The organism is Mesorhizobium sp. WSM4830 (assembly GCF_055811495.1).
In genome coordinates, this window is sequence record NZ_JBVVQI010000053.1 from 21,070 (window position 1) to 27,782 (window position 6,713).

The window sequence follows — 6,713 nt, forward strand, 5'->3', positions numbered from 1 at the left end:
CAATGGCGTCGAACGAACTTGTCGACATTCTATCCCCGAACTCCATCGCGATTATCGGCGCATCCAAGAATCCGGCCAAGCGCGGATATCGGTCGCTAAGGAAACTCTTGGATGACGGCTATGCAGGAGCAATCTACCCGATTAATCCGAAGGAAAGCGAAATCTGCGGCATTCGGTGCCTGCCCGATCTGGGCAGCCTTCCCGGGCCAGTCGACGTTGCGCTGATCTGTACTCCCGCCGCGACGGTTGCTCTAGTTATCGCCGAATGCGCCGCAAAAGGAGTGCTTGGTGCCGTGGTTCTGGCGGGCGGCTTTGGAGAGGCTGGAGACGACGGCAAGCGGCTCCAGGATGCAATGCTAGCCGCTGCGCGGACTGGCGGGGTGAGGATAATTGGGCCAAACACCTCGGGCATGTTCAATACTCACAAGGCCTGCAATCTCGTCGGCTTTTCGGACTTGCGAACGGGTAGCGTTGGACTTTTGTCCCAATCCGGCAACATGGCTCTATCGCTCGTCACGGAAGCTCAGGCAAATGGGCATATCGGTTTGAGCACTTATGTAGGGGTAGGTAACGAGGCCGACATCCGCTTCGACGAGTACCTCGATTATTTTGCGGCCGACCCCTACACCAACGTGGTGATCGCCTATGTTGAAGGATTGAGAGACGGCCGCCGCTTCTTGAGCGCCTTGAGGCGTATCTCGCTAGAGAAACCAGTTATTATCTACAAATCGGGTCGGACACGTGCTGGACGCATTTCGGCGAAGTCTCATACCGGCGCTATGGCAGGCGAATATGCGGTTAGTGAGGGCGTGCTGAGGCAAGCCGGCGCGGTTCTCGCGCACCGATCCGATGAGATTCTGCCAATAGCGGAGGCGCTATCGCTGCTGCCGCCCCTGAGGTCGCGCCGCGTTGCCATTCTTGCAGACGGTGGAGGTCACGCCACAATTGCCGCCGATGCATTGTCTGAACGTGGATTGGTTCTGCCTCTTTTGAGCGAAGAGGCGAGGCGGCGACTTACAGCAGTGCTTCCTCCGGCCGCAACGGTTGTCAATCCCGTCGACGTTGCCGGCGGTACGGATACAGATCCTTCGGTTTTCGCCGTTTGCGCCGAGATTCTGTTGCAGGATTCGATGGTGGATGGACTGCTGATTTCCGGTCTCTACGGCGGATATGCGGTCCGTTTTTCACAAGACCTGCTCACCGCAGAGATGGATACGACGAACCTGATCGCCGCAATGGCACGCCGGTTCGGCAAGCCCGTGATCGTTCACAGCCTCTACAGTGCTCTCCAGGGAGATCAACGGCCATTACCACTCAGTGACATGCGCCGCGGCGGCATCCCCGTGCACAGTTCGCTGGAAACCGCTGTGCGGTGCATGCAGGCTTTAGCGGAGTACGGTGAAGTGGGCAGCGGCTTCGAAGCGTCGCCGCCAAACAGAACGAAGCACGGCAGAGTTTTCGATCAGGTTCTCGCGCGATGCAGGGCGGAGGGTAGGCGGGAGATTTTGGAGCATGAAGGGCGAGCCAGCCTGCGCGACTTTGGCCTGCATCTCGCACCCGCTTTGCTTGCTGTGGATGAACGAGAAGCCGAACAAGCCTTTCTTCAACTCGGCGCAAAGATGGTCGCGATGAAAATCGTATCTCGCGACATCCTACATAAGACGGAGGTTGGCGGAGTCAAACTCAATGTTGCCGATATCGCATCGGTGCGTCGCCGTTTTGTCGAGATAGTCGCTAATGCCAAGGCTGCAGTACCGGATGCGAATGTTGCCGGCGTCCTCGTCACTCCAATGGCAGCGAAGGGCGGCATCGAGGTCATCGTCGGCGTGGTGCGCGACGCAGCGTACGGTCACGTCATGATGTTTGGACTTGGTGGAGTCCTCGTCGAAGTTCTTAGTGACGTAGCCTTCCGCGCGCTCCCGATCTCGCGGAATGATGCCTTTGCGATGCTGGACGAAATCAAGGCGCAAGCGGTTCTCGATGGCATGCGCGGGGGCGTGCCGATTGATCGAGACGCGCTTGCAGATTTCATGGTGAGTATCTCGGATTTCGTTGAAGCCTTCCCGGAAATCGACGAACTCGACCTCAATCCCGTCCTTGCCTATCCCGACGGTCTGGCCGTTCTGGATGTTCGCATCCTTCTCACCGCGTCCTCCACAGCGCGGTCGGTAGAGAAGCAAGGGATTGAGGCATGACCGATCTGCCGAAACTCATCGACTCGAAACTCGAGGTTAGCGACCGCGTGGCCATGCTCGTGCTTGACCGCGACGACGTCCGCAACGAACTGACCGGGACGGCCCTGATCGACGATATCGTGCGGACGGTCGACTGGATCAATGGTGAAGCGGCCGTTTCGGTATTGGTCTTGACCGGGGCTGGGAAGGCTTTTTCCGCCGGTGGCAACGTCAAGGACATGCGGGACCGTAGAGGAAGCTTCGCTGGGAATGTCTTTGAGGTGCAAGATCGCTACCGCCGCGGAATCCAACGAATTGCGCTCGCCATGCACCGCTTGGAAGTGCCTGCCATTGCCGCCATCAATGGCGCTGCGATCGGAGCGGGTTTCGATCTCGCGACGATGTGCGATATTCGAATTGCGGATGATAACGCCGTATTCGGCTCGACGTTCATCAATCTCGGGATCATTCCGGGAGACGGCGGCGCTTGGTTCCTTCAGGACCTGCTCGGTCCCCAAAGAGCAGCGGAGCTGATTTTCACCGGGCGTCTGGTGCCCGCCGAGGAGGCTTTACGACTGGGAATCGTGCTTGACATCGCGACAGCATCCGAATTGAAGGCGCAAGCGCTGCAGCTTGCCGGAAGCATTGCCGGAAAACCCCCTCAGGCACTTCGGCTCGCAAAGCGATTACTGAAGGCGACGCAGCGGTTGGACCTGCCTGACTACCTTGACCTCTGCGCCGCATTTCAGGGCATGTGCCACGACACTTCGGATCATTTCGAGGCGGTCGAAGCCTTGCTGGATAAGCGCCTGGCCCGGTTTCAAGGGAACTGATTGCCAAAGGCGATATCGGTAATCTGCTTTAACGGTACTGAGTTCTGGAACCGCGTTCGGGGTTGCCCCGATTTTTGGCCAGGGTTTGAGGCGGTAATGAAAAGCTCGCACCGAAGAAGGTGAGAATCCGGCAGGATCATGGAGCTGGCAGTCTCGCCGCCGGTACCTATAATAGTCACATGGATCAAGGATTTCTCCGCAAACGAATCATCGAAGCATTCGACGAACTGCCTGCGCAACTGCAGGTGGCCGCGCGTTACGTCCTGAATCATCCGCGCGACGTCGCTCTCTTGTCAATGCGGCAGCAGGCCCGGCAGGCTGGAGTCGAGCCTGCGACAATGACTCGGCTTGCTCAGCGGTTTGGGCTGGAGGGATACGAACCTGTTCGCAAGGCTTATGCAGAAACCGTGCGAAACGGGAGCCTTGATTTTTCGGAAAAGGCTGAGACGCAGATTGCAAGCCAAAAACTCAAGGGAGACCAGGCGCTCGCAGCCGGGATTGTAAGTTCCAATATAGACCAGATCTCGAAGTTAATGGATCACAGCATTCTCGATTCTCTCTCGGCAGCAGCTTCGTCGCTTTCTTTAGCCCGCCGCATTTATTGCCTCGGTCTTCGCTCGAGCCATCCTGTAACCTGGTATTTTCATTACATTGTGTCGCTGTTGGACGATAGAGCAGTCCTTCTTGACGCACTTGGGGCTGTTGGAGCCGATCCATTTCGAGCAGCAACTGAGAGCGATGTGCTTCTCGTCGCAAGCGTCCATCCTTACACCCGCGCGACCGTTGAAATTGCGCGGTACGCTGCGTCGCGAGGAGTTCCGATCATCGCAATCACAGACAGCGAGGTCGCGCCGCTCGCCAAGGTAGCAAAGCACGCCATTCTTGTCGCGACAGAAAGCCCTTCTTTTTTTCATACGATGGCCCCCGCATTCGTTGTGGCTGAGGTCCTTTCTGCGCTCGTGACAGGCCACGGAGGGCAGAAAGCTCTTGAGGCCATCAGACACACAGAGGAGCAGCTAGCGACATTGAAGGTTCATTTGAGATCGCGCGGCACTCGGAAATGAACAGGGGTGTCAGTGCTTTATTTTTGTCGGAGGGGATGCCGCACTGCAGCGGCTCAGCGTTCGGAACTGTAGCCGGTTGCGTTAAAACTTTGAAACGCGGTGAGTACCGAGCGGCACTCTGATCGATGAATACACAACGCCACCAAATTAGACGGCTTCCTGCATGAGCGCCAGCTAATTCGCGCAAGCACGTGTCGGCGTGACCGATAGCAATTCCCACGCGGACCTGCGACGGAAATGGGGTTCATTCTTGCTGCTCCTCGCCAGCACCCCCACGGCAACCGACAGCGTCGATCGCCCCCGGGAAATCGGGTCGGTGCCAGCTGCCCATTCGGGTTCCCGGGATCGCCGTTGCCGGGACGAAACTCGTTGTTCGGCATCCCCGTCTGCTCGGGAGCGAAAACGACCGTCGCCATCGGATCAGCAACGAACGCGAGATGCCACTGCGCCGTCTGTCGCGGAACTTGGCGCCGGGCATGCCAACTCTGGAGAACGATCTTGAGCTTCTCATGGTCGGATCAGCGACGCCGCCAACCTGTCTCCAAAACCAAGTAGTCGACCGTGAACAATGTTGACCGCTAGCTAAGCGGCAAGCTGCTTCGGCCGGTTCAGGAACGCGGCGATCAAGAGCCACAAAGAATGCTTCAGCCACCTGAGCAGGAGGGAGCCGTTATAGCCGGCGGCGGCCAGGATGACGTTGATCGCATCGTCTTGGGTGTGGGCGAGGTAATTGCGGCCCATTCTGTGTTCGTTCTTGATGTGGCCGATCACCGGCTCGACGGCCGATCGCCGACGCATCTGGCGCTTGATGGCCGATGTCATGCGGCGCTTCTGACCAGCGGTGCAGACCCTGAACTTATGGCTTTGCGGCGCGTTGTGGCCGCGATAGCAGGCGTCGGCGAGAACGCGGCTGATCTCGTTGCCGATGGTCTTTTCCATGTCAGGGATGGTCGCTGCGAGCGTGTGGCCGTCATAGGGACTGCCGGGCAGCGCTTTTGCATGCAGAGCGAACTGGCCCCCCTTTGAGCGCTGCAGCGTCGACGCCACCGACACCTTCACCCCGAACGCGTAGGGCGCGTGTGCCTTGCCCTTGCCGATGCATTACACCTTGTGCGCATGCAACATATAGATTTTGCGGCCGCGCTCGCGCTGACGCTGCTCGAGAACGGTGGAGGCCTGGTAGAGCGACCATTTCAAGAGCGCGTCCACTTCCACATCGCCGGCGATCTGACGGGAGATGTCGCGGACGGTCAGATCCGTCCTGAGCCCGGATGCCAGCCGCTTTGCAAGAAGAGCATTGAACTTTTGGGCGTGTGATCGAGTGCGGACTTGTGTCAGGCCTGTCTCAGGTGCGGCCGTTCACATGCCGCGGGGCCGGTATGGTGATGCGCGGATCAGGTCCAAATCTGCTTGGCGAGCTTGTACAGCTCCCGTTCAAACACTGGTTTTCCTGACCCCGATCTGATCCATCATTTGCCCATGCGGTTCTTGCCTTCCTCACATCCCCGACGTACCGGCTTCAGGTGTGCTGCTGAATGATCATGCGGGCACCATCGCCGGATTCCGGTAATCCTCTTGTTTCGTTAGCATCGCCCAGACCCCCCGCGCCATCTTGTTGGCCAGCGCGATAGCCACCAGTATGCGTGGCTTCTTTGCCATCATGCGGGCAAGCCAAGAGCCGCTGGGCACACCCTTCCGGGAGGCCCATTGCACCACAGCCATGGCACCAAGGATGAGCAACCGCCGAATATCACGTTGGCCCATCTTCGAGCTCTTGCCTAATCGCTGCTTGCCGCCGGTTGACTTCTGCAGCGGGACCAGCCCAAGCCAGGTGGCAAAGTCGCGCCCGCACTTGAAGGTCTCCATCGGCGGCGCAAAGGTTTCGACGGCAAGGGCGGCGATCGGCCCGACACCGGGCATGGTCTGCAAACGTCGCGACCTTTGCGCTTCCTTGGACAGCGCGTTGATCGTCTTCTTCAGTGCCTCGATCCGGCCAGTCAGGTGGGCGATCCGGTCCAGCAAATCGTCGCATATTTCACGTACCAGATCTGGCAATTTCGCGTTCTGGTCCTCGATGATCTCTGCCAGGCGTCGTAGGTGGCCGATGCCTTGCGGAGCAACATATCCGAACTCATAAAGGTGCGCGCGCAATGCGTTGACCAGTTCGGTGCGCTGATTGACCAATTGTTCCCGGGTGCGGAACACGATGGCGCGGCACTGCTGCTCTTCGCTCTTCGGTTGACAAAGCGCATCGTCGGCCGTTGTGCTGCCTCGACGATCGCCTCCGCGTCCGCCGCGTCGTTCTTATGGCGCTTGATGAACGGTTTGACATAGCCTGGGGCGAGCAGTTTCGGCTGATGGCCAAGCCTGGCCATCTCGCGAGCCCAGTGGTGGGCGCTGCCACAAGCCTCCATCGCCACAATACAGGCTGGATGATCCGTCATGAACGTGCCGAACTGCGCGCGCGTCAGTTTCTTGCGAAACACAACAGATCCATCGCTGCCGCCCCGTGCAGTTGGAAGACGTTCTTTGCCAGATCGACTCCAATGATGGTAACTTCTTCCATGGATGCTTTCCTCTCCTTTGCGTGGCTGTAGCACCACGAACTTGGCACATTGCGATGCCGTCGGAGAAGGCTGGCA

The 6,713-nt window shown here is 58.6% G+C and carries 3 protein-coding genes and 2 pseudogenes; 3 read left to right on the plus strand and 2 right to left on the minus strand.

Annotated features, from left to right (window positions below):
- Nucleotides 1-2 precede the first annotated feature (2 nt).
- The 3 genes from AC0L2Y_RS32900 to AC0L2Y_RS32910 all read left to right on the plus strand — a co-directional run bounded on the left by AC0L2Y_RS32900 (nucleotide 3) and on the right by AC0L2Y_RS32910 (nucleotide 4,071).
- Nucleotides 3-2,195: an acetate--CoA ligase family protein gene (locus AC0L2Y_RS32900; RefSeq protein ID WP_473562133.1), complete on the plus strand. Its 2,193-nt coding sequence runs from the start codon at nucleotides 3-5 to the stop codon at nucleotides 2,193-2,195.
- Nucleotides 2,192-3,007 (plus strand): enoyl-CoA hydratase-related protein, encoded by an 816-nt coding sequence (locus AC0L2Y_RS32905; RefSeq protein WP_473562134.1) that lies wholly within the window; start codon nucleotides 2,192-2,194, stop codon nucleotides 3,005-3,007. Before AC0L2Y_RS32900 ends, AC0L2Y_RS32905 begins: the two co-directional genes overlap by 4 nt.
- 179 nt (nucleotides 3,008-3,186) lie before the next feature.
- Nucleotides 3,187-4,071 (plus strand): MurR/RpiR family transcriptional regulator, encoded by an 885-nt coding sequence (locus tag AC0L2Y_RS32910; RefSeq protein WP_473562135.1) that lies wholly within the window; start codon nucleotides 3,187-3,189, stop codon nucleotides 4,069-4,071.
- 582 nt (nucleotides 4,072-4,653) lie between these two features.
- Here AC0L2Y_RS32910 and AC0L2Y_RS32915 read toward each other — a convergent pair.
- Together AC0L2Y_RS32915 and AC0L2Y_RS32920 are read right to left on the minus strand one after the other, a co-directional pair.
- A pseudogene (locus AC0L2Y_RS32915) lies at nucleotides 4,654-5,337 on the minus strand (transposase family protein); the annotation flags it as partial.
- A 273-nt stretch (nucleotides 5,338-5,610) separates the two neighbouring features.
- Nucleotides 5,611-6,637: pseudogene (locus AC0L2Y_RS32920) on the minus strand (IS110 family RNA-guided transposase).
- Nucleotides 6,638-6,713 lie beyond the last annotated feature (76 nt).

What these genes read in the sequence shown, in the direction of transcription:
- AC0L2Y_RS32910 (WP_473562135.1), top strand. Translation starts at nt 3,187, where the DNA reads ATGGATCAAGGATTTCTCCGCAAACGAATCATCGAAGCATTCGACGAA.
- AC0L2Y_RS32900 (WP_473562133.1), top strand. Translation starts at nt 3, where the DNA reads ATGGCGTCGAACGAACTTGTCGACATTCTATCCCCGAACTCCATCGCG.
- AC0L2Y_RS32905 (WP_473562134.1), top strand. Translation starts at nt 2,192, where the DNA reads ATGACCGATCTGCCGAAACTCATCGACTCGAAACTCGAGGTTAGCGAC.